The following is a 22,963-nucleotide window of genomic DNA, read 5'->3' on the forward strand; positions in this document are numbered from 1 at the left end:
TTTTATTTCATATTGTGAGGTGGTGGTAATGGAAGAGGTTCAGCCCATAAGGGACAAAGCGATCCTGAATGGCATGATCAACTATTTTAAAGTGTCCAGCCAGAGAAATTATATATTTTTCATGATGGGCATTCATTCCGGCCTTCGCGTGTCTGATCTGCTTAAGCTTAAGGTTGGCGATGTGAGAGACGAACACGTTAATTTCATAGCTGAGAAGACAAAGAACAGGAGGAAGAAACGGAAGCGGCAGAAGTTTATTATTCATCATGCAATTCGCGATGACTTGATGAGTTACATTGCTGGCAAAGACGATGACGAATATTTGTTTGCAAGTCGCCAGCGTAAAAAGCTGACAGGGGTAGCTGGAGAACCAATTGATCGGGTTACAGCCTATCGCATGATTAAAGATGTAGCAGCTAGATTTGGGCTTAAAGAGATCGGCACGCATAGCCTTCGAAAAACATGGGGCTATCACATGTATGTGGACAATCCACGCAATTTAGCGTTACTAATGAAAATGTTTGGGCATGAAGATATGACAACAACTTTACTCTACATTGGGCTGACTCAAGACGAAATGGACGAGTCAATTCAGTCGTTGAGTTTAACACAAATAGGCTAATGTTACACTCAACATTCTGAGAGGTGAAAAAGCTTGATTTTACTGGAAAAGTATGATTTCGCGAGTGTAACAGAATTACAGTTATGATACACCCTAGAGACAAATATTAGGAGAAGAGGAGCTTCATTCAGTGATTCGCCTTTAGCGAGCATAGGCAAGAAAAGCGCGCCAAAAGCGTTACCATTGAGCGTGGAGCGTTCCATCCAACACGAATAGGAAAATGAGGTGGGTGAAATGTAATGGCGAGGGAACGCAGTACAAACCGTGAGGCAGCATTGAAGCTCTGGCTGAAAAGTAGCAGAGAACGAAAATTGACTGACATTGCGGAGGAATTGGGCATCAGCGCTTCGTTGGTGCGGAAATGGAAGTTTAGTGATAAATGGGATGAGATACCTGTCAAGCGGAAGCGCGGCGGGCAGCCAGGGAATAAGAACGCAGTAGGAAACAGCGGCGGCCCCGGAGGTCCAGAGGGAAATGATTACGCGCTTAAGCATGGATATTATGCGAAGTATCTACCGGAGGCGGTTTTGCAGATTGCGCAGGAGATACAGGACGCCGATCCGTTAGAAATGATTTGGAGCAACATCATATTGCTGCAAGCGAAGCTGCTGCACGGTCAGCAGATAACGCATGTCACCGATAAGGACGACATGACGAAAGTGCTGAAAAGAAAGAAGCCGGGCCAGTTTGGAACGGAAAAAGAATGGGAGCTGCAATTCGCGCATGATAAGCATGCGAATGCATCGAAGGCAGACGTGTTGGTTATGCGTGAGCTGCGGAGCGCCATAAAGCAATTTTTGTCTGCTGCTCCTGAGAATGATGAGCGTCGGGCGAAGCTGGAGCTTATGCATGCTCAGCTTGATCGGACTAAAGCAGAAGCCGAGAAGATGAAAGGCGGCGGCAAAAAATCGGAAGCTGAAGATTGGGTAACAGCTTTGAAGCAAGCTGCTGAGAAGCGGAAAGAAAAGGTTAAAGGCGTATGAGTAAACCGTATAACGTTGTTTCAACGCTGGTCGAGCTCATCGACCTATACTGGGATGATCCGGTGGCCTTCGCGGAAGACATGCTTGAGTTTGACCCGGATGATTGGCAGCGAACGGCCATGATGGATGTTGCCGAGGTGCCTTTGACCACTATTCGTTCGGGGCAAGGCGTGGGCAAGACGGCGTTTGAGTCTGCGCTTGTAATATGGTTTTTGTGTTGCCGACCTAACCCGAAAGTTATTTGTACAGCTCCGACGCGCCAGCAACTGCACGATGTGCTTTGGGCAGAGATAGCCAAGTGGCTTGAACGCTCCAAGGTGAAACAACTGCTTAAGTGGACTAAGACTAAGATATACATGATCGGGCAGGAAGAGCGATGGTTTGCAACAGCCCGGACAGCGACGAAGCCGGAGAACATGCAGGGCTTTCATGAGGATTACATGTTGTTCATCGTTGACGAAGCGTCAGGTGTAGAGGACAGGATCATGGAAGCCATCCTTGGTACGTTGTCAGGAGATGAGAATAAGCTTGTCATGTGTGGGAACCCGACACGTACATCCGGTGTGTTTTACGATTCGCACAATAAGGACCGACATAATTACCGTTCGCGGCGAGTGTCTAGCCGAGAGAGTAAGAGAACCAGCAAGCGCAACATTGAGATGCTGGAAAGCAAGTACGGCAAGGATAGCGACGTCATTAGGGTTAGGGTGGACGGTGAGTTTCCGCGAGGTGAGTCTAATTCTTTCATATCGCTGGAAGCTGCTGAGTTTGCTAAAAATGATGTTCGCTTGCAGGCGGTAGGCACAAGGCTGATAGTAGGCGCGGATATTGCTCGCTTCGGAGACGACGAGACTTCGATTTATGGGAGAATCGGCGGGAAGACGGTAAAACAGCGTCACCATCATAAGCAGGACACAATGCAAACGACAGGCTGGATATTGCGCCTGATCGATGAGGCACGAGCCGAACAGCCTGAGATATCTGAGGTCGAGATACGGATTGACGATAGCGGTATTGGCGGAGCTGTGACGGATCGGCTGCGAGAAATTAATGAGGAGCGTCGATTGGGCTATATCATTGTCCCGATAAATAACGGATCGTCGGCAAGTGATGAGCATTACGGCAATCTAGGCTCTGAAATGTGGGGCTGCATCAAATCGCTGCTTGAGGAGAACATGAGTAATTTCATTCTTGGCATTCCCGGCGTGCTGGAACTGCCGGACGATGAAAAGCTAATTGCTCAGCTCTCCACACGTAAATGGCGCATGAACAGCAACGGCAAGATATACCTTGAGCGTAAAGAGGACATGAAGAAGCGTGGGCTACAGTCTCCGGACAGAGCCGACGCTTTTGTTTTGGCATTCGCTGAGGTTAAAGCGGACGATGGTTATTCGTTTGGCACACTTTCAATATGAGGGGAGGTGAAGGAACTTGGGCATTAGGCAATGGGTACTGAATTGGCTGGAAGGTGGCCGGATGAAGAATGAGCCAGAACGGCAAACGGACAGCTACCCTTATTCATACGGCTACGGAGGGCGAAGCGGGAACAATCAGCCGGAGAAGAAGAAGACGCCAGCTAACTTGCGATTGCTGAGCGAATCGCCTATCCCAAGGCGCGCCATCAATGTAATCAAAAACGGAATCACAAAGCTCAATTGGTCGGTAGCGGCCATAGATGAAGGGGATACCGAAACATACAAGGAAATATGCAAAATCATTGAAGGTACGCTGTTGAAGCCGAATCCTGCTGACAGCTTCCGATCTTGGTTAGAGCAGAATGTCGAAGATATGCTTGTATGCAGCGCGGGCTCATCGGAGATATTGCGAGCTGGCGACAAGCTGCGACCATTTCGCATGTATCCGACAGACACGTTTTCCATTGAACTCTATCCGAGCTGGGACGGTAAACCTGACTCATATCGCTATGCACAGCGGGTAAACGGTAAATACGTTCACCTGAAGGCGTCGGAAATGATGTATATGCGCATGAATCCCCGAACAAATACGCCGTTCGGGCTATCGCCACTTGAAACGGTATGGGAATCGGTAAATAACTTTATCGACACTCACCGTGCAGCTGGGCGGCAGACAAAGAGCCCGTTCTTGCGCAAGATTCTGAATTTAGGGAAGAGCACGGAGCCGGATGGTGTGAAAAAGTTTCGCTCCTATTGGGCAAATGAGGTTTCTGGACAAGGTGCGGTGCCAATTGTAGGAGGCTTTGAAGGTACGTCCGTTATGGACCTTGGTGCAACAGACGACAAGGCGCTTTACATCGAGTGGCAGCGTTTCTTGATTGAAATAGTCGCGCTGGCCTTTGACATATCCCCTAAAAAGCTCGGCCAAACGAAGGATGTTAACCGGAGTACGGCTGATAGCGAGGATGAGGATACTAATTCAACCGTCCAGTCCATCGCGGAGAATATTGTCGAGCACATCAATAATCACATCATAGATGGCATATTCAAGTTGGGCGGGAAGATCGAGTTCAAATTCCATTATGCTACGTCGTTAAAGGACCAAAAGACGAAAGCGGATATTGATGCGGTCTATTTAGATCGTGGAGCTGTAACGGTGGATGAGGTGCGGGATGGCTTGGCACGCAAGGCGCTGCCGAACCAGCATGGCGAGGTTGTACTGCAACCTACGAACCGAACAGTCATTGATATAAACAAGACAAGGGATGAGATAAATGAAGCGAAGGCGAAGAAGGCGGCAACAAATCCGGAAGTTACTCCTGAGCCTGATGACGATAACGGCAGCAATAGCAATAACGAAGACGCCACGTAAAGAGTAGGCGTTTTTATTTTGCCCAAATTGCCTGAAGGGAGGTGAGGAACCATTGAAGTTTATCAAAGCTATGAAAGCAGCTAACCTGAAGCTTGCTGATGAAGCGTCTATCAGTCATCCAAACAAGATTCCGTTTACCTGTTCGCTGTTTTCAATCGGACAGCCTTCGGACGGATCGCCACATGGTGCCGATGGTAAATTGATCCGAATATCGTCTGCCGTCTGTGATCAATTCCTTAGCACGTTTGAAGGTATGGGAATCAACATTGATTATACGGAAGGCATGTCTGATCATGACGTTCGATTCAAGGTAGGAGTTATTTCGAAGACGTTTCGCTCTATGGATGGATTCGCCATGGCTGAAGGTTACATTTTCGGCAAGGACTTTCCGGATGTAGTTGCAACGATTCGGTATTACAACGGGTTATCGCTTGAATACGAATGGCCAGAATACAAATTTGGAACATCGATTGAGATGGAAGCCAAAGTAACGAATGCTCAGGATGATGAGAATGTACTTGATGTGCTTGAATTTTGCGGTACCGGAGCAGCGATTTTGTTTGCCGAGACTGCTGCATATAAAACGACTAGCTTCGCGGCTAGAAATCAGAAAGGGGATGTCGAAATGACACCAGAACAAATTAAGGCAATGCAGGACGCGCTTACTGCTGTTACAACCGGCATGGCAACGTTAACTGCCAGTGTGCAAACCATTGCAACGGAGGTTGCGACAATCAAAACTGAGGTGGCTGACGTAAAGGCTGCGGGTGTAGCTCCAGCGGCGAAGTCACCTGAAGAAACGGCTGCTGCTGATCTACAAGCTGCAAAAGACAAACTTGCAGAAGCAGAGCGGGAACTAGCTGATCTAAAGGCTGCTGCTAAAAAGCCTGATGAGCCAGAGCGAAAAACAGTATCTGCTTCACAATTGCTCACGAAATACGGTGTTCAGGCTGCTGCTAGTGGTGAAGAACCCGAGAGTTTCCAGGCATTTTGTGCAAGCGTCGATAAATTGGATTTGTCTGCATCGGAATCCATGAAGCTCAAAATGAGAGCGAAAGAACAATTTAGAGCGAAGGGGAATGAATAACATATGAGTAATCGTGTAGGTGAAGCGCAGTTTGTTACTGAAATTCAGGCGTCCGAGCAATTTCAGGGGCCAGGCGCGTTGGTTGTCGATATGTACCAACGAGAAATCACGGATGCTTTGCGTCGTGGTTCGGTGTTGGAAGAGCGCCTGAATTACGTTCCGGCGACAGGGGATATTTCTACGTATTACGAGCAGAACGCCATTAATGGCGGGGATTTCATTGATCCACGCAATCCAAGTGCGACTCCTAGCAGTAATCCTAGAACATCACACGGGGTTAAGATCAAAGCTATTACAAATCAAGTTAACTTTGGTCACTACGACATCACTTTAGGACAACAGCAAAGAAACTTTACAGATTTAAAAGCAAAAGATTTGAACGACATGCTTAATGCTATTAGTCTAGTACATGGTAAAGCTCTTTGGAGAGGCAACGAGGCTGATTTGATAACATCAACCACTCTGCAATACCGTGGAATTGCACGACAAATTACAAATACTTTTGCTATTGGCATGGGTAATTCAATTGTAGCGGGCATAAGAGGAAAGATCGCAGCTATGATGGGTTCGGAGAATTATTCACTGCGACCTTCAGCAATTTATATCGATCCGATCGGACACTTCTATCTTGAGCAAGAAATCGCTGAAGCAGAAAATACACAGACTCAAATTGCAGGGTTATCAAAAACGGTTGTTGCCGGAATTGAAGTAATGGCAATTATGACGTCAGCGGGTATTTTGCCAATTATTCCAGAACCATTCATACTGTCGGCAGTTAATGGGGCTGACTCCAGTTTGACGGATTATGGAATTGCCATTCTTACTGAATCAATGGTCGAGTATCATTACGTCGGTGAAAAGGGAATGTATCTTTTTGAGCTTGGAACAACAAGTGACTTACAAGAGAAATACATTGGACTGAAGTACGGTGCGCCAGTTGCTAAGGGGCCGAGTTATGCACATGCATACGGAAAAATCACGAGACCGACTATTGCGAAAGTTGGTTAGGAGAATGAGTGAAAACGGGCTGCGGGATTACGCAGCTCGTTAATCTAAGTTGGGAGGAACGAATAATATGGCGGCATCAAAAAAAACAGAAGTGGTTGAAAAAAAGTTTGTTAGTCTCATAGGAACTTCTAATGAGATTGAAGGTACCCATACAATCTTTCACAACAAACGTGTCATAACGTTTGTGAACGGCAATGTTGAGCTACCGGCGAATATAGCGGATGAATTGATTGAAAATGGAGTGGCTGAACTGCCGGCGGATGAGGAAGGGACGGCCGAATGAGCCAATACCTTGAAATCACGGATACCGATTATGTACCATCTGGAGTGGAGCTGACGCTGCCGTTGATCATAAGGGCGTCGGCTATCATTGATGGTTACTGTAAACGCGAGATTGGAGTCAAGGGTTATACCGAGCGCATACCCTTGTCCGACTCGCAGCGGGGGCATTTGAGCTATCATCCGGTTATTGAGGTGCCGGAAGCGCAGGGCCGAGCTGCACAGGGCATCATGGGCGGCTTTTTCGGTGCGCCAGGCTTTGAGTCCATCGATTTGACCTTGCTGGACATCGACAAACAGATTGGTACGGTCTGGTGCATCGGTTCGCCGTTTGGTTCGCCGTATGTCGAGCTGGAGGTTACATACTCCAGCGGCTGGGAAGTCATCCCCGATAAGGTCAAGGTTGCATGCGGGCTGCTGGCGGCACAAATCGGCAAGAATCCTAACTCGAATGTTAAATCCAAGAAAGACTTCGATTATTCAATAGAGTATTTCGGGAATAACATGATAACGCCGGAGATTGCCGATTTATTGTCAGAGTATAGAATGCAATCATTTAGGTAGGTGAGGACGTGTTCTATGAATTTAGTCACCGGCATACGCCATGCACAATTTCCCAAACGTCTGGGATTTCGGACGAAAAGGTTATCCTGTCCCGTGAAACAAAGGCTACAACCGTCATGGGCAAAGAGTACGTATACAACGGATTATTTGCTCCATCATCGGTTGTGCAGCTGGGCGACATCGTGCAGACCGATGCGAGCTTTTTGGTTTTGACCATGAGGACAACGGTTGACCGGGACAAGTATTGCTCGCTTATTAAGAGCAACGCTGTTGTCGAGGTGCAGCACTACCAGCAGTCGTATGATTCCTACGATAATCCAATTGGAGCCCCGGTTTTTCAGTCAGCACAAGAAAATGCTGTTTGCTTCGTGCAATATGTAACGGCTGACTTGCGCGTGCAGGACCCCGGCCTGCTGCCGACAACTAAATATCTTGTAATAATCCAGACCACGACACAGGCACGGCGGCCACAGGGCTTGTTGTCGCCTGATCGTTTGATCATAAATGGCAAGGCTTATCAAGTGGACGTTGTTGATTCGCTTAAATATCCTAATCTCCTGAACATCCAAGTATCGGAGGATATGCGATGAGTCATTACGGAGTGCAGGGATTCGATCACGCTGCTGCTGAACGCGATTTACGGAATGAGCTACTGGCTGAGATTATCAAGCTCGCTAAGCTTGTAGCAGATACGGCGATAAGCAATATCCGGTATTATCCGGCTGTTAGGGATCATGTGCGAGCTCGGCTTGAAACGCTAGCATCGGACATGTTTTCGATGTCAATAACGGCGGATTACTGGCAAGCCTGGCTCGAGCAGTTTGGTAAAGGATCGCTAATGGCCGGGGCGGACCAGAACCCCGGACTCATGCGGTATATGACATCCGATTTATGGAACTCTTATCGCTCACGGTCGAGCAAGGCGGTAGCTGGACGGGGAAAAGGTCGTTACAGATCAATTGACGGACAGATCAGAATGTCGGGCGGTAGTTACGCAGGCGTCGATCTGGAGGAGCTGGCTGCTCGCGGGGATATTGATCAAAGTTACGGGCCTACTCCACCTACATTTTTTATGCGCCAGGCGCTCCAAGCTAATCGGAACCGAATTATTACAAGGCTCCAAAACATAATCAATCATTTTCCTTATCACAAATATTTTAAAGTGAGGTGAGCCCATGAGCCAGAAGTTGCTCGATACTGTTTACACGTTGCTGAAGCAGGATGCTGATTTCATGGCTTTCATGGGACTCACTCCTGGTACAACACCTGAAAAGATTGCGTTGCGGATTGTGCGGGGCATTGAACTGGACGCTGCTATTATTTCGGCCAATGTTCCACAAATCCAAATTTATGTAATGCCAGGACAATTCGAGCGGAACTATTTAGTGTTCGAGGGGAAATTTGCAATAGATTTCTATGCGAAGACGTCAAGGGATGCGCGCATAATGGCTGATCAAGCCTTTGCAATCTTGCATGATGAAAATCTTCGTTCTTCAGCACTAAATACTTTCCGTTGTGAGTTGGTATATGATGCCGACATGGCAACAGGTATCGCGGGTATTAAAGGATACAAGGCAATTTATGATGTAGATTACCTGAGAGCGAGGTGAATGAGATGGCGGACCTTAATAAAAACGATCAGGAACCAACCGAGCTGGAGAAGCTGATTGATGAAAAGCTGAAGCTTGGCCGGAAGCTGGGCATTGTAGGGATGAACAATCCGAAGCCTGGCTTTAAAGAAACAAAAGAATATAAGCGTATGGTTGAAATTGATTTGCGCTTGTGGGAACTCGTAAAATAATCTTACGAGTTCCTTTTTAATTTGAAGGAGGAATTTATACTATGGAACCATTAGTTTTTGATGGAGTCGGTAAGATTTGGACGCGAGAGCTCGACGGAACGTTGAAGTACATTGACGAGAAGGTGAACAGCGTTATCTTCGCGCCGAATTTTACGTGGACAAAAGTGTTCGGCGGAGAGTCGGGTTATCCGTTTCACTTGACAGCCCAAGACCTGCAAGACACGTTGAGCATCGAGGTACCACGATTTTCGCCACTTTTGGCGGAAATGTCTCAAGGTGCTGCTACCGAAGAAGGGGCGGTAACTTTTGACGAAAACGAGGAAGGTGTACTCACTGGCAGCGGGTACACGATTAAGGCGATAGCCAAGTTTACCGGGACATTTGTCGCGGACAGCGACGACGTATACCTGAAAGACGCAGACGGCAAGTTGACGCAGCTTGAACGGGTAGCGTCTGCTCCGACTGCATTGCAGTATGCTATTACAGCGGGCGGCTTGATTACGTCTGACACGAGCAATAACAACAAAAATATCATCGTCGTTTACAAATGGTCCAAAGCTTCCGGAACGAAGAGCGGCTTCACCGGTACACGAAAACCGAAGTCGTTTAAATTCATTCATCGCTTCGAGCTTATCAATGATCGCACAGGCCAGCCGGTACAAGTGCAACTCACTGTTTACAAGGCAATCGGCGGCGGCACTCTCAATATCGGAGCGACGCGCAAAACGCCTTCAACAAACACTATTGCGCTGGAAGTGCTGGAGCCGGACATCACAGCGGACAATCCTAACGGGTACGCTGCTGAAATCATCTTTTCAAACTAACAAATAATGAAAGCTCTCTACCAGCGTAGAGGGCTTTTTAGGAGGCAAATGAAATGAACGACGCAAAAATGAATGAAACGCTGAACATCGGACCGGAAATCCGTTTGGCTGAAGGAATAACGAAGCATGTGCGTATCGGAACGATTGCCCTTATCCGTCAGGTACGTCAAGCCATGAAAGGTAATCTGTACAGTTTTTCATTCTCCATTGGCCGAGAAAAATGGGAAGATGAAGCAGAAGATGGGAAAAAGGAGATTGACTGGCCGGAAGTGGAGCGGAAGCATCGCGAAACCTTTAACCTTGTGCTTACCGAGCCTATTACTGATGAAGAGTATGAACAAGTGGATGAGGAAGGCATTAAGGAGCTGGATAAGCTCCTAGAACGATTTCTATGAGGCTTCGTTCCCGTCTGATCCGGACGACGACGGAGACGACGAACCAGAGTCCGACCAAAATGGTACGGACTGGATGGGCTTATGGGCTTTGTGCGTAAGTATGGGGATATCGGATTCGGAATGGTCCCAAATGACCATTCCGAAAATACGGAAGTTGTCGAAAGAAAAAAACTTAAATCGTGAGTTTGAAGTCGTCCTTCACGGCGGAAAGATCGACAAGAAGCCGAAAAAGGCAAAGTATTTATCTGATCTTGGGATATTTAAATAGAGCTCCTTTGCGGGGCTCTTTTCTTTGTTCAAATACAGCGCACAACGTCGGTTGTACGCTGTATTTGACTTAAGAACAGAGGGAAGGTGAAGACAATGGAGGCAGCAAGCAAGGATGTGTTGGGCGCTCGATTGAATTTGGATATTACTAAAATGGCGCCAGCCTTTAAGGTAATTGATGGCGGGGTAAAGAAAAACGCTGATTCTTTTCGAGCGCTCAATGATGTGATGAAACAAACTAAAAAGCATTACGAAGAGTTGGCGAGCGCTGCAAGCAAAGCCAGCGCGGCGAATGCCAACATAATTTCATCTCAAAAGGCAAGCATAAGCAGCGTTGTTGATGCTGGAAGAGAACGCGCCTTGCAATACGAACAACGTGTGCGAAGACAGATAGGAGTCGAAGAAGAGAGGAACGTTCAGAAGAGCGCTCAAGCGAGAGAAAGAGCGCTCCAAACCGAGCAGCGCACTCGTAGGCAAATTGAGACGAACGAGGCGAACGCTGCTGCCCGTGCTGCGCGAGAAAAAGAACGAGCTTTGCAATACGAACAACGTGTGCGTCGTGAAATCGCAAGGCAAGAAGAGCAACAAGCAAGGCAGTTGCAGCGACTTAATGAGCAAAGCGTGCTCAGCCGGTCGTCGCAGTATGCACTTTCGGAACGGATGTACTCGACCATTATTTCGAGCGCCAAGGAAGCAATATCAATAATGAAGGAATTTGAGTATGCATTGGTCGGCGTTCAGCGTGTAATGGGTGATACGGCAGACGTTGAGTTTGTTAAGGGGTCAATGGTCCAGTCTGCCAAGGAGTTTGGGTATGCATTGAATGAAGTATCCAACGTGTACACTCTGATTGCTCAGAACGGATTTAATGAGAGAGAAACAGAAGCCTTGGCCCAAACGGCTCTAATGGCTAAAAACGTAGAGCAAAGCTTCCAATCGGCTGCTCAGGCACAGGAGCTCATGACAGGCGCGGTACTCAACTATGGATTAGCTGCCGAGGACTCGGCTCGCTTGCTGGACCGAATCAACGAAGTATCTAACAACTACCCGACCACAAGTAAAAAGTTACTTGAAGGCTTTAATAGGGTGGGTGCATCTGCTAAAAATGCAGGAGTCGATATAAATGAGTTAATAGGCTATTTAACAGTGCTTAATCAGGCGGGCTTCAGCGGCGCTAACGCTGGTAATGCGGTTAAATCGTTTATCTCCTTTTCTAGCCGAGATATCGCGATCGACAAGCTTGAAAAGTATGTAGGAACGATTAAAGAAGCGAACGGAGAAATGATGCCGTTTAACGAGCTGTTGGCAAAAATCGCTTCCAAATGGGACACGTTGGCCGATGCACAGAGGCATGAGATTACCCAAGCAGTAGCTCGGGGTGACCAAGCATCGAAATTCATCGCTTTAATGAATAACTACGACAAAGTAATGCAAGTCGCTGAAACAGCTGAAAATTCGTTCGGATCAGCGCAGCGCGAAAACGCCTTGGCTATGGAGACGCTTGAGAAACAAACGCTGCAGCTCAAAGCGGCATGGGATCAACTTGTAGTTTCCATGGGTGAAAGTGGAGCGTTGGCCGTGCTGAAATCGCTTGTGCATGTAACAACATTGATGCTTGATGGTTTTAATTCGCTTCCGACGCCAATTCGTAACACGGTTACGGCTACTCTACTGCTTGGCGGAGCAATAATGACGCTCAATACAGGGGCGCGTCTGCTCACAGGCCAATCGCTTGTAGCAATGGTCGGAGGTTTAGCGACTGCTGCCAAAAGCATGTTTACGATGACGACGGCGACACAGGCAGCGACGGGCGCACAACGAGCATTTATTGCGACGCCAGTGGGAGCGGTAATTTCCGGCATAGCTGCCGTGCTTGGCATGGCTACCGTGGCTTGGAGTGCTTACAATGGAGTGCAAAACGACGCTACAGATAGCGCCAATCAAGCAAGCAGAGATGCTTATGCTTTGACTGAGCGTTATAAAGAGCTGAAGACTGTTGTGGACGAAAACAAAGGCTCTGATGAGGATATGACATTGGCCAAAAACGAATTGGCTAACGTCATTGAACGCATAAGCAAAGTCATGCCTGAATTAATTACCCAATGGGACGAAAACGGCAAGGCAATGGAATTAAATCTTGAAAAGGTGAAGTCATTCGGGACTGAGTATAAAGCGGCCTTGGAAATGATTGAGCGGGAGCAGCTAAAGAAATCTGGTGAATCTCGTCAGCGTCTTCAGAAGGACTTGGATACGCTCCTTGAGTTTGTGCGAGCTCATGAGAGTGGGAATAAGCAGTTAGCGCAGTCCATGGGGCAAAGCGTTGCCGATATAGTAGGTGGCTTTGTAAAAGTCAATGAAGTGACTCCAGCAGTTTCAAAGAGCATAGTTAGCTTAAGCGAAGAAATAGGCGTGCTGGATGAGAGGATAAAAACTAGCGAAAACACGCTCGATATGTTGAGCGGGAATTTACAAGGCTCCAAGGAAGACACAGATGAATTTCGTTTGTCTATGACCGAAGCGGCCAATGAGACTGATTTAGCTGCGGATGCGGTTGCCGATGTCGGGGACGCCTTAGAAAATTTGCAGAAAGTCGTGGTAAATAACAGTGATGACTTAGCCGAGCTGAACCAGGTACTTATGGACCTTAACGATGGACAGGCTATGAACGCAAAAACAGCGGAAGACTTGATTTACAAATATCCACAACTTGCTGATGCTATCTATAAAACAGCTGATGGATGGATGTTTGAAGAAGATGTTGTTAAAGATTTAAGAAAGGCAAAGTTAGACCTTTTGGATACTTCGCGGCTCGCTGAATCCGGAATTACACAATCCATGTACGATGCACTCCAGGCGCGATTAACTTATTACGGTCTGGAACTGGAGTCCATAAGCACTGTAGCGGAAGCAAGAGCGGCAACAGAACAAATGACCAAGGGTATGGGGGAAAACTCACTATACGTTCCAGAGAGTGTGATTCTATTAACAAGAATCGCAATGCTCCGTGAAAAGTTTGCCAAGCTTAATGCTGATCCTTACTATGGAGCGTCTGGAGGCAGTAGCGATAAGGATAAATCAGGATCGGGTAAAACAAAAAAAGAAGAAGACCCATTAAAAACGGCTTTCGAAGCTTCTGAGGCGTGGATTGAACACCGAAAGAAAATGGGAGAGCTCACCACCCAGCAGGAACTCACGGCTTGGAAAAGAATACAGACTCAATATAAGGCTGGTACCGAGTGGCGGATTAAAGCAAATGAAAAGGTTTATGAGCTCCAGCAACAGTTGGAGAAGGAAACCTATGACAAGTCAATGGCTTGGCTGGCTCATAAAAAGGCGACAAGTGAGATGTCGGCTAATGATGAGCTCGCAATCATGCTCAAGCTGCAATCCCGTTATGCCAAGGGTACCGAGTATCGTAAACAAATCGACGAACAGGTCTATGCTTTAGAAAAGGCGGCTCGAAGGGAGTCGTTGAGTGATTCGGAGGCTTATCTATCCCATAAAAAAGCTATGGGGCAATTAGCGCTTGCTGCCGAATTGAAAGCATGGGAAAAAATGCAGGCCCGGTATCTTAAGGGTACTGAGGAGCGAATGAAGGCCGATGAACAGGTTTACGCGCTAAAGAAAGCATTGCTGCAGGAGTCCATGAGCAATTCGGAATCGTACATTTCGCATGAAAAAGCTATGGGACGAATGACGCTTGAGCAAGAGCTCATTGCTTGGGAAAGAATACAAGCTCGTTTTGCAAAGGGGACGGAGCAGCGCCGTAAAGCAGATGAACAGGTTTATGCTTTGCGAAAACAGCTCATGGAACAGGAACAAACCAATCTAGAAAAGTTTGCTTCAAATCAAAAATCGATTCTTGATAAATTGAAGGATGAAGCGATAGACCGGATCAAAGCCGAACGAGACGCTTATGTTGAGGCGAAGGATGCCCAAATCAAAGCGTTGGACGAATTGCTTGCTAAAGAAAACCTTAGTAATGAGGATGAAGATTTTGAGAAGGCGTTAGCTGAGAAGCAAGCGCGGTTGGGATTGCTGCAATCGGCCGTCGGTCCAGAAGGGATCGCGGAGAGGAAACAGGTTCAAAAGGACATTGAGGAAATGCTTATTGAGCGGCAGCGCGTCTTATTCAAGCGGGATATTGAAGCGCAGAAGGCTCAGTTAGAAGCAGAAAAAGAACTGAAGCTGAAAGATTACGATGAGCAAATTAAAGAAGCAGAAGACCATTACGAGGAATTGCTTGCTGCTTTCGATGATTTTTCATCCGATGCAGGGAATTTAGCTGAGAAGCTGAAGCAACTGCAAATTCTTCGCGAAAAAGAAAAAAATGCTGAAATACTTGCTCAACTGGACCTGTTTATCGCTGAGTACCAGGCTAAAATGAGCAAGATTGAGAGTGTAGGCATGACGCAAGAAGAAAAAGACCTTCAGGAGTACAACAGTAATAAGGATGCTTATGATACTGCAAAAAAGGCCGGAGACACAGCGGAAATGGCTAGGCTGACGGCTCGTAATCAGGAGTTGCGGAACCAGTATGGTGTGGCTAAGGATACAGGCAAGCTTCAGCACTTTTCGGAGGGCGGATTAGTTCAAGGGCAGAGCGGCGCGGCAGTGCCGGTTGTTGCGCATGCTGGCGAAATGATCTTAAATCCTAGCCAACAAAGCAACCTGTTCCGTTTGTTGGATTTTAAGATACCGACGCTCAGCTTCCAGATGCCAAACTATGCAATTGCTTCCGGTCAGAATGGCGGGGGCAGCGTAGTCAATCATTATTACACTGTATCGACGGGCGATGTAAGCATAGAGGATTCTTCAGCGGCGCGGACGTTCTGGGACGAGAGGGACGGTCTAGTAAGCAAATTCCAAACGAGGGCGGGGGACAAACAACGATGACAGAAGTCTTTATCGAGGGAAACGGTGTATCTGAAACGTTTAAGTCCCTAGGTTTGGGGCTTATACGCCGTAACATACCTGTGCTGCCGGACACGCGAGACTATAATGTAACGCTGTCCGATGTAGACGGCGAAATCGATTTTGGTTCAGAATACGGTCCACGAATCATTAACCATGAATGCATCCTAATGGCCGACGATCCTACGACCGACTATCAAGCCAAGGTTATCAGGCTTGCTCAGGTGTTCAACACAAGGCGGGGCGACCTGTACATTACTTATTCAGATTTGCCGGATCGGCGCTATAAGATGCGTTATGCGGGGACAATGAGTATCGAAAAAATCATTTTCGATGGTAATATAAGCATTCCTATGAAAATGCATGATCCGTTTCCTGAAGCATTGCGGGATACGGCGGTAAACGAGTACGGTCAAGGGCTCGAATATGGACAAGGCTACGAGTATAGCCCTTACTCGCTGTATATCTCGTCCAGCGGGCAGACGTTCACCGTTGAAAATCGCGGCAGCGTAGACGTCCAGCCAATCATACGCATATCCGGATCGTTGCAGCAGCTGGCCTTATCCAACGGTGAGCAGACATTTACGTTCGGCGGCGTCATGCATGCTGCCGACGTGCTCGAAGTGAACGCTGAGAAGTACACAATCAAATTAAATAACCTAAACGCCTACTCTCAAACGAATGGCGTTTTTTTGTTGCTTAAACCAGGCATTAACACGTTCACACTAAATGCCGTTTCGCCTGATGTGACAATCGATTTTTTATTCAGGCATAAGTACCTTTACTAATTTTGAAGGAGGAGAAACAGTGACCTTTACCCCTAGAATTATCAGCAAAGAATTAGACATGGCAAACTTGGGTAAACACAACGCAAATTATAGCGACATCAAAACAGAGCTGGATGCTAACGAAGGAAAAGCTTCAACTGCTCAGGCCGACATTAACAGCCATAAATCAAATACAAGCAATCCCCATGCTGTAACGGCTGCTCAAGTAGGAGCAGAGACGCCAGCAGGGGCGCAAGCAAAGGCGACAGCCGTACAGACTAACCTAAATACTCATGCTAACAATAACGCCATTCATACCACACAAGCCGAGCATGACAAGCTTGCTGGCATCCAAGCGTTAGCCGAGGTCAATCAGTTTGCGTTTTCAAAGGTTTCCGTTGCTGGCCAATCGGACGTGGATGCGGACACGAAGACGGACACGCTTAACATCGCTGGCGGTACCGGTATTACAATAACGACTAATCCGGCTACAGACACGCTTACTTTTACAGCTACAGGCACGGCCACTCCAGGGGCGCATGCTTCAAGCCATATTACTGGTGGGGCAGACGTTATCCCCGATGCGGTATCTGGCGGTAACAGCGGATTAATGCCGGGAGCGGACAGGGCAGCGCTTGCCGGGGCTACAAATGCGGCTACACCGTCCACGCTGGCAAAACGGGACGCGAACGGGCGGCTTAAGGTAGCGGCGCCTGCGGCTGCGGACGATGCTGCTAATAAGGCATCTTTAGACAATATGCCTTACAACGTCTATCGCCAATCCATTATTAATGGGGGATTTGATGTAGCGCAGCGCGGGACAAGTTTTTTAACGCCGAGCAACGGGTCGTATACGTTGGATAGGTATGTATGGTCTATGGTGCTGGACGGAGGCGCCAATCCAAACATGACCCACACACAACAGCAGCTTGTAAACGGAGAGTTGCCAGGCAGCATGTATGCCTACCGGATAACGCTAGGCGGTGCTGGCTCTGGTTACGGCGCAGGGTCATTGCAATGGCTGGCCCAAAAAATAGAGCACGGCACGCGGTTGTTATGCGGTGCTGGACGCAAGGTTACAGTGTCATTCATGGCTCGCACAAATATCGCAAACAAAAAAATTGGCGTATGGATGCGCCAAACTTACGGTACAGGAGGCAGTCCAACAGCAGGAGAGGTTATTAACGGGGCCAATTGGGTGCTTACCAATACGTGGGCAAGATACACAGCAACTTTTGACACTAATACCTTGGCAGGCAAGGCGTTTGGGTCAAACAACGACGACCACATTGAGTTGGCAATTACGCACCAGTGGGGTGCCACTCTTGGCGCTCGCGTGGGCGCAGCAGTAGCGGAGAGTTTTGGCGGGGCTGGGTATATAGACATCGCCCAAATACAAGTCAATACAGGTGATACGACATTGCCATTCCAGCCGAGGAGTTTTGCAGATGAATTAGCTTTGTGCCAACGGTATTATGAAAAAAGTTTTAGCTATGCCATAGCGCCAGCAGACAACATGGGGCAGGCGGGTTACGAGTTACTATTTACCGGATCATCATATCCGTATCATACATTTCCGAAAACACGTTACCTTGTGATGAAACGTGTTGCACCATCTGTACTATTGTTTAATCCTAGTGCAGTCAGTCCGAACAAGATCCGGAATGATTCAGCGGGTACAAATATCCCCGGTGTGGTACTCAATTCAAACGAGACAGGATTTATTGTTCAGGTCAATAATACGCTAGTGGCGGAAAGTCAGTTTTTAAATACGAATTGGACGGCGGATGCCGAACTATAGGAGGGAAACGATGGACGGGTACGATCACTATATACGAGTAAATGAGGCCGGGACAATCGTCTACGGCTTTTCTTCGGCGTTTGAGCAGCCAACGGAAAATGACATTCTGCTGCTAGAGGATGGGCCACGTCACTTTCAAGAGGGATTTTCCGAGCCATTGATCAACGGGCGCGGTCAATACCGTTTTAAGTGGCTTGACAGTGAGGTTGTCGAGCGGACGGCGCAGGAGCTGGCAGCAGATATAGTAGAGCAGCCGATAGCGCCCAAAACAATCGAGCAGGAAATTGCCGAGCTTAAGCAGGTCGTCGCTGATCTGGCGAGCCTACAATTGGGGGTGTAGACAATGGATGAGCGCAAGCTGCGGTTATATCGGTTTTTGCTCGCTATGGAGCGAGTAGCGTTAGAGGATATTCCGGAGCCGTACCGTGCGGCCGTAATGGTAGGTGATGATGATGCTTCAGGTGCTGGATAAAAACCTTGTCCCCATCGGCGTGCTGCCGGATGCAATCGAGGTCGTGCGCAAGCGGAGGCTTAATTCGGATTACGAATTAAGCTTCTCGCTGCCCATGATCAGTGACGATTATGACAAGGCCGTTCCGAAAGGTCACGTTAAAGATGAGCGCGGCCAGCTTTACATCATCAACGACAGGTCGCGTAAACGTGACGGCAGAAAGCGCATGGTGCAGTTTGATTGCATGCATGTCATGTTCAAGATGAGTGATTTCAAATTCCCATATGCTTCATATATAGATGAAGCGTATGGGGTTAACATCGTCACTTTGTTAAATAGCATTTCAGCGGCGACAAACGGCAAATTCACTTTCGTTGTCGATAACGGCTTTGATTTGAAAGACGTGAAGGACTTCGGGCGGGGAAACACGCTGGAGGCTCTTAATTACGTCGTGGACAAATACGGCGCGGAGATTGAGCCGGATAACTTCGTCATCCATGTCAAAAAAACTGTTGGGATGGATCGTGGACTCCAGTACCGGCTTCGCAAAAATATTATCAATATCAATTTTAAAGACAGCAGCCGGGCGCTGACAACACGATTGTACAGCCAGATGAAGGACGGGCGAACGTTTATCGGTCTAGCGGCTTCAAATCTCACAACAGAGGAATACGGACTCCTGAACGCCGTTCCCGGCGCAATCGTCGGCGGCGTCATCAAGGTCAATTACCTAATATCGCCTTACGCCGGATATTGGTCAAACACAACAAATACGTATTTTGACAATGAACTCATTGACCAAGACATCGAAGATCCACTTGAACTGCTTTTGGAAACGCGAAAATCACTAAGAGTTCAAGAGGTTCCAGCGTTAGACGTTACAATAAGCGTCGCTGATCTGAACAAGATCGATGCGGAAGAGCTTCAAGCGTACATTGGCGATACGGTACTACTTGTAGATGAGGGTATGCAAATAAACGGTATTCAGGCGCGGGTAATGGAAATTCAAGAATACCCGTTTGAGCGCGGCAAGCAGCCGGACGTCAAGCTTGCCAATTATTATTTACGTGATGACTATGACATTCTCGCGGACTTCAACAAAAATAAGCAATTGGTAGAAAGTATAGTAAGCGGGGGGAAAGTAAGAACTGCGGCGTTTGAATCGTTTGCTGCTCAAGCCATTACAGATATAAACAATTCCAAATCACAGGTAATCTACGACCAGCGCGGCATTGTTCTGCAAAGCCTGGTTAATCCCTTGCATCAAGTCGTAGCGTCGTCGGTAGGGATTTATATTACGAGAGATGGCGGGGTAACGGCGGACGCTGCCCTAACATCGGCCGGGCTGGTCGCGGAAAAGGTCTATGGTAAGCTTGGAAATTTCATCGAGATTGAAATAGGCATCGGGAACAATGTATTTAAGGCCAATCAAAACGGTATCCACTTGGGACACCAAACTTTCGCCAACTCGCCGTTTCGCGTCAACATGGCCGGACAACTCACGGCTACGCAGGCAACCATTACCGGACAGATACATGCCCAAGGTGGGACGTTCTCAGGCAATATCACGGCAAGCGGAACAATTACTGGAGGTACTATTATAGGAGCTGCTCTTACTGGAGGAGTCATTACTGGAGCCTTGATTCAAACAACACCTGCTGGACTGTTTCCGCATGCGGAAATGTCTGCTTCAGGCAATTTTTTCGGCGCCTATTCATCAGCTTCCAGATACATTAAAGTAGATTCCTATAGCGCTGAAGATAATAATCCGTATATGCTCTTTAACTCCGATTCGTATTTAGCTCGATTACGAATGGTAGGAAATACTTTTTATATGGGGTCATTTGGAGATATATCAGTTGCATCGACGGGCGGACTGAAGTTAGAGAGTACAGGGAGTGACTTGTTTTTGTTGACTCCACCTGGCCGGAAAACATACGTGAAAAACTGGGATTACTTTTCTAATAGGGATACTTCCATAACGTTACAAGAAGAGTTAAACTCAAAAGCAAATGTTTCTGACGCTATTGCCAATGCCGTATATAACAATGCATCAAAGCTACTAAAATTCTATAAACAAAATGGGAATCTTATCTTTCAGGTCGAACTAGCTTAATGCTATACTACTAACAAATATTTCTTTTGGAGGGTTAGCCTATGAAAAAGTATATTGTTGGTGCTATAGCAGGCATGATGATAATGACAGCTGGACAGGTAGCGGCCGAAGGTATATCTAGGATCGGTAAAAAGGTTCAAGGCGAAGCTGTTGTTCAAGTCAATGGTAATGATGTATCCAGCGCTATAATTGTGGATGGAAAGAGTTATACGCCAGCACGTGAGGTTGCTGAAGCTTTGGGAGCAAAAGCAGGATATTCAAAGGGAGTGGTTACGATAACTACAACTGTTGATAATAAAGATGCTATTCTTGAAGGAGAAATCGAGATTTTGCAAGGGAAAAAACGAGAACTAATTGAAGAAATATCTTCTAAAGAAAAAGTGATTAACAACCTTACTGAATTAATTCCTGTTCAAGAAAAAGCTGTTGCCGATGCAGTTAAAGGCTCCGTTGAGCTATTGGGTGCTCAGAGTCAGTTAGAGGCAACTAAAGCTGATCTAGCGAAATACAAAGCTGAACTTGCGGAATTGCAAACAAAGCTTGCTGATATCGACAAGCAAATAGCTGAAAAAGAAGCAAAACGGACAGCTGAATAATAGCAAAGAAAATTAAACGTCTCTATTATATAGGGGCGTTTTTCTATTGAAAGGAGGTGACAGATTTTATGGCTAAGATGAAAAAATTATTGGAATTGACGGTGGATGTTGATAATCCAATTGAAGAGATTAAAGATTGTGTAATTGGGATATCAATTTTTCACGGAGCTGGGCAACTTGAAATTTTGAAGGAAATTGAATTGTGGCTAGGCAAAACGATTGAGGAAGCAGAAGCGCGTTCAAAAGAAGCACAGTAATGACTCCGTATATAGCGGGGTCATTTTTTATTCCATCATTTAAGGAGAGAAAATTATGTATAGACAATTATTTGCGGTAGACATTACGCCAGGAAAGACAATGGCGGCAGCGGTGGGGGCGTTCTTGGCTCCATGGATTGGGGTGTTTTATGGACCGGATCGTTTGGTCCCGATCTTGCTCCTTGTTGTAGTGATTGTGCTTGATTGGATTACAGGCATTGCGGCATCGCATAAGGATGGCACGTTCTCGTCCGAATATGGATTGCGCGAAGGAGCTCCAAGAACAATTTTTCTGTTTGCCCTTCCTGTACTAGCTAATCTTTTCGACATGCTGCTCAGTATGCCGGGGCTATTTTTCTATGCAATCACAATTGGGCTAATCTATCACACATGGCAGTCACTGACGGCCAACGCCTACCGTGCAGGCTGGAGTAAGTGGATTCCGGAAGCAGTCGTCAAAATGATAGGTTCCGAACTAAAGGCGAAAGTCGATAGGGCTGCGCAGCGCGGTGCAAATAATGAAGGAGGGGTTCTAAATGATTAAATACACGATTAATCACATACCGAAAGGGACGGCATGTAATCGCCGTCCTGCTCTGCCTATGACGGCGACAACTATTACCATCCACAATACGGGTAATGAGAGCAGCACAGCAGCAAATGAACGAGCATGGCTCACGAACGCCAGCAATGTCCGGGAGGCATCCTATCATATCGTTGTGGACCAGCTTGGCGCAATCGAATGCCTGCCGTTGACGGAAAGCGCTTGGCACAGTGGAGACGGCAGTAAAGCAACGAGCGGCAATCGTACATCAATCGGGATCGAGATTTGCGAGAGTGGGGATTACGCCAAAGTGTTGGATAATGCCGTCGAGTTGGTTGCCGACATGCTTAAGCAGCGCGGCTGGGGCGTAGATCGGTTGCGCCGCCATTACGACTGGAGCGGAAAGATTTGCCCACGGCTAATGTATGACGGCGGCAAGTGGTCGGGCTGGGAAGTATTTAAAAATCGGGTTTCAGAAAAATTGAAGGGGGAAGATGAATTGGATAAAGCAACGGTATACGTAAACGGTACGCAATTGGTAGATGGGCTATACGATAGCAAAGCGGGGATTGTGTATGTGCCAGTACGTGCAGTATCTGAGGCGCTAGGAGCAAAAATCAAATGGACAGGCAGCGCGAAGCGGGTTGATATCACGAAATAAAATCCCAAACGATTGGGATTATCGTAACCTAATGAACATTCAAAAAAAGTCACTAGCACAGAAAAAGTCACAGAAAAAGTCACGTATACGGCGGTTGAAGGCGATGTGCGGCGAATGAAATAAGATTGCGTAATTTGAAAATTGTTTATTAAAATGGTAAACGAAGCAAAGTGAAGCGTAGTGAAATGAAATACAATAAGGGCGGCATGATGTGATGAAATCATTATCGAAGTAATTCG

24 protein-coding genes are annotated in these 22,963 nt (G+C 47.2%); all 24 read left to right on the top strand.

The window, feature by feature from the left end:
• The first annotated feature begins 28 nt into the window (after nt 1–28).
• The 24 genes from AC50YG_RS24975 (at nt 29) to AC50YG_RS25090 (ending at nt 22,724) form a co-directional block, all read left to right on the top strand.
• Nucleotides 29–622 carry a tyrosine-type recombinase/integrase gene (locus AC50YG_RS24975; RefSeq protein ID WP_494830682.1) on the top strand — a complete coding sequence of 198 codons (594 nt, stop codon included), beginning with the start codon at nt 29–31 and terminating at the stop codon, nt 620–622.
• A 239-nt stretch (nt 623–861) separates the two neighbouring features.
• On the top strand, nt 862–1,605 hold the full coding sequence (gene terS / locus AC50YG_RS24980; RefSeq protein WP_494830687.1) for a phage terminase small subunit: 744 nt from the start codon (nt 862–864) through the stop codon (nt 1,603–1,605).
• Nucleotides 1,602–3,020 (top strand): AAA family ATPase, encoded by a 1,419-nt coding sequence (locus AC50YG_RS24985; RefSeq protein WP_494830689.1) that lies wholly within the window; start codon nt 1,602–1,604, stop codon nt 3,018–3,020. The genes terS and AC50YG_RS24985 overlap by 4 nt, the downstream gene beginning before the upstream one ends.
• 16 nt (nt 3,021–3,036) lie before the next feature.
• Nucleotides 3,037–4,392, top strand: coding sequence for a phage portal protein (locus tag AC50YG_RS24990; protein ID WP_494830691.1), 1,356 nt, complete (start codon nt 3,037–3,039; stop codon nt 4,390–4,392).
• A gap of 52 nt (nt 4,393–4,444) precedes the next feature.
• Nucleotides 4,445–5,479, top strand: a complete 1,035-nt coding sequence (locus AC50YG_RS24995; protein ID WP_494830693.1) for a 3-oxoacyl-ACP reductase — start codon at nt 4,445–4,447, stop codon at nt 5,477–5,479.
• A 3-nt stretch (nt 5,480–5,482) separates the two neighbouring features.
• Nucleotides 5,483–6,487 (top strand): hypothetical protein, encoded by a 1,005-nt coding sequence (locus AC50YG_RS25000; protein WP_494830695.1) that lies wholly within the window; start codon nt 5,483–5,485, stop codon nt 6,485–6,487.
• Between the two features lie 67 nt (nt 6,488–6,554).
• Nucleotides 6,555–6,770 (top strand): hypothetical protein, encoded by a 216-nt coding sequence (locus AC50YG_RS25005; protein WP_494830697.1) that lies wholly within the window; start codon nt 6,555–6,557, stop codon nt 6,768–6,770.
• The gene (locus AC50YG_RS25010) at nt 6,767–7,330 is read left to right on the top strand and encodes a head-tail connector protein (protein ID WP_494830699.1); all 564 of its coding nucleotides are present in this window, start codon (nt 6,767–6,769) and stop codon (nt 7,328–7,330) included. The genes AC50YG_RS25005 and AC50YG_RS25010 overlap by 4 nt, the downstream gene beginning before the upstream one ends.
• Nucleotides 7,331–7,446: 116 nt before the next feature.
• Complete coding sequence (locus tag AC50YG_RS25015) at nt 7,447–7,920, top strand: hypothetical protein (RefSeq protein ID WP_494830701.1); 474 nt, start codon at nt 7,447–7,449, stop codon at nt 7,918–7,920.
• Nucleotides 7,917–8,501 carry a hypothetical protein gene (locus tag AC50YG_RS25020; protein WP_494830703.1) on the top strand — a complete coding sequence of 195 codons (585 nt, stop codon included), beginning with the start codon at nt 7,917–7,919 and terminating at the stop codon, nt 8,499–8,501. Before AC50YG_RS25015 ends, AC50YG_RS25020 begins: the two co-directional genes overlap by 4 nt.
• A 4-nt stretch (nt 8,502–8,505) precedes the next feature.
• The gene (locus AC50YG_RS25025) at nt 8,506–8,940 is read left to right on the top strand and encodes a hypothetical protein (RefSeq protein ID WP_494830705.1); all 435 of its coding nucleotides are present in this window, start codon (nt 8,506–8,508) and stop codon (nt 8,938–8,940) included.
• A 5-nt stretch (nt 8,941–8,945) separates the two neighbouring features.
• Entirely contained in the window at nt 8,946–9,131 is a 186-nt protein-coding gene (locus AC50YG_RS25030) for a hypothetical protein (RefSeq protein ID WP_494830707.1), read from the top strand.
• A gap of 41 nt (nt 9,132–9,172) precedes the next feature.
• Nucleotides 9,173–9,955 carry a YomU family phage tail tube protein gene (locus AC50YG_RS25035; protein ID WP_494830709.1) on the top strand — a complete coding sequence of 261 codons (783 nt, stop codon included), beginning with the start codon at nt 9,173–9,175 and terminating at the stop codon, nt 9,953–9,955.
• A gap of 53 nt (nt 9,956–10,008) precedes the next feature.
• Nucleotides 10,009–10,350 (top strand): hypothetical protein, encoded by a 342-nt coding sequence (locus tag AC50YG_RS25040; protein ID WP_494830711.1) that lies wholly within the window; start codon nt 10,009–10,011, stop codon nt 10,348–10,350.
• Nucleotides 10,351–10,713: 363 nt separating this feature from the next.
• Nucleotides 10,714–15,513, top strand: coding sequence for a phage tail tape measure protein (locus AC50YG_RS25045; protein WP_494830713.1), 4,800 nt, complete (start codon nt 10,714–10,716; stop codon nt 15,511–15,513).
• Nucleotides 15,510–16,319: a phage tail domain-containing protein gene (locus AC50YG_RS25050; protein ID WP_494830715.1), complete on the top strand. Its 810-nt coding sequence runs from the start codon at nt 15,510–15,512 to the stop codon at nt 16,317–16,319. Before AC50YG_RS25045 ends, AC50YG_RS25050 begins: the two co-directional genes overlap by 4 nt.
• A gap of 19 nt (nt 16,320–16,338) precedes the next feature.
• Nucleotides 16,339–18,099: a hypothetical protein gene (locus AC50YG_RS25055; protein WP_494830717.1), complete on the top strand. Its 1,761-nt coding sequence runs from the start codon at nt 16,339–16,341 to the stop codon at nt 18,097–18,099.
• Nucleotides 18,100–18,109: 10 nt separating this feature from the next.
• Entirely contained in the window at nt 18,110–18,439 is a 330-nt protein-coding gene (locus tag AC50YG_RS25060) for a hypothetical protein (RefSeq protein WP_494830719.1), read from the top strand.
• A 3-nt stretch (nt 18,440–18,442) separates the two neighbouring features.
• Entirely contained in the window at nt 18,443–18,571 is a 129-nt protein-coding gene (locus AC50YG_RS25065; protein WP_494830721.1) for a hypothetical protein, read from the top strand.
• On the top strand, nt 18,552–20,666 hold the full coding sequence (locus tag AC50YG_RS25070) for a phage tail protein (RefSeq protein ID WP_494830723.1): 2,115 nt from the start codon (nt 18,552–18,554) through the stop codon (nt 20,664–20,666). Before AC50YG_RS25065 ends, AC50YG_RS25070 begins: the two co-directional genes overlap by 20 nt.
• A gap of 41 nt (nt 20,667–20,707) precedes the next feature.
• Nucleotides 20,708–21,262, top strand: a complete 555-nt coding sequence (locus AC50YG_RS25075; RefSeq protein ID WP_494830725.1) for a stalk domain-containing protein — start codon at nt 20,708–20,710, stop codon at nt 21,260–21,262.
• Between the two features lie 68 nt (nt 21,263–21,330).
• A complete protein-coding gene (locus tag AC50YG_RS25080) occupies nt 21,331–21,519 on the top strand; it encodes a hypothetical protein (protein WP_494830727.1) in 189 nt (62 codons plus the stop codon).
• Between the two features lie 55 nt (nt 21,520–21,574).
• Nucleotides 21,575–22,063 (top strand): phage holin family protein, encoded by a 489-nt coding sequence (locus AC50YG_RS25085; RefSeq protein ID WP_494830729.1) that lies wholly within the window; start codon nt 21,575–21,577, stop codon nt 22,061–22,063.
• The gene (locus AC50YG_RS25090; protein WP_494830731.1) at nt 22,056–22,724 is read left to right on the top strand and encodes an N-acetylmuramoyl-L-alanine amidase; all 669 of its coding nucleotides are present in this window, start codon (nt 22,056–22,058) and stop codon (nt 22,722–22,724) included. The genes AC50YG_RS25085 and AC50YG_RS25090 overlap by 8 nt, the downstream gene beginning before the upstream one ends.
• Nucleotides 22,725–22,963: the final 239 nt, after the last annotated feature.

This window comes from Paenibacillus sp. J31R34 (assembly GCF_059383715.1).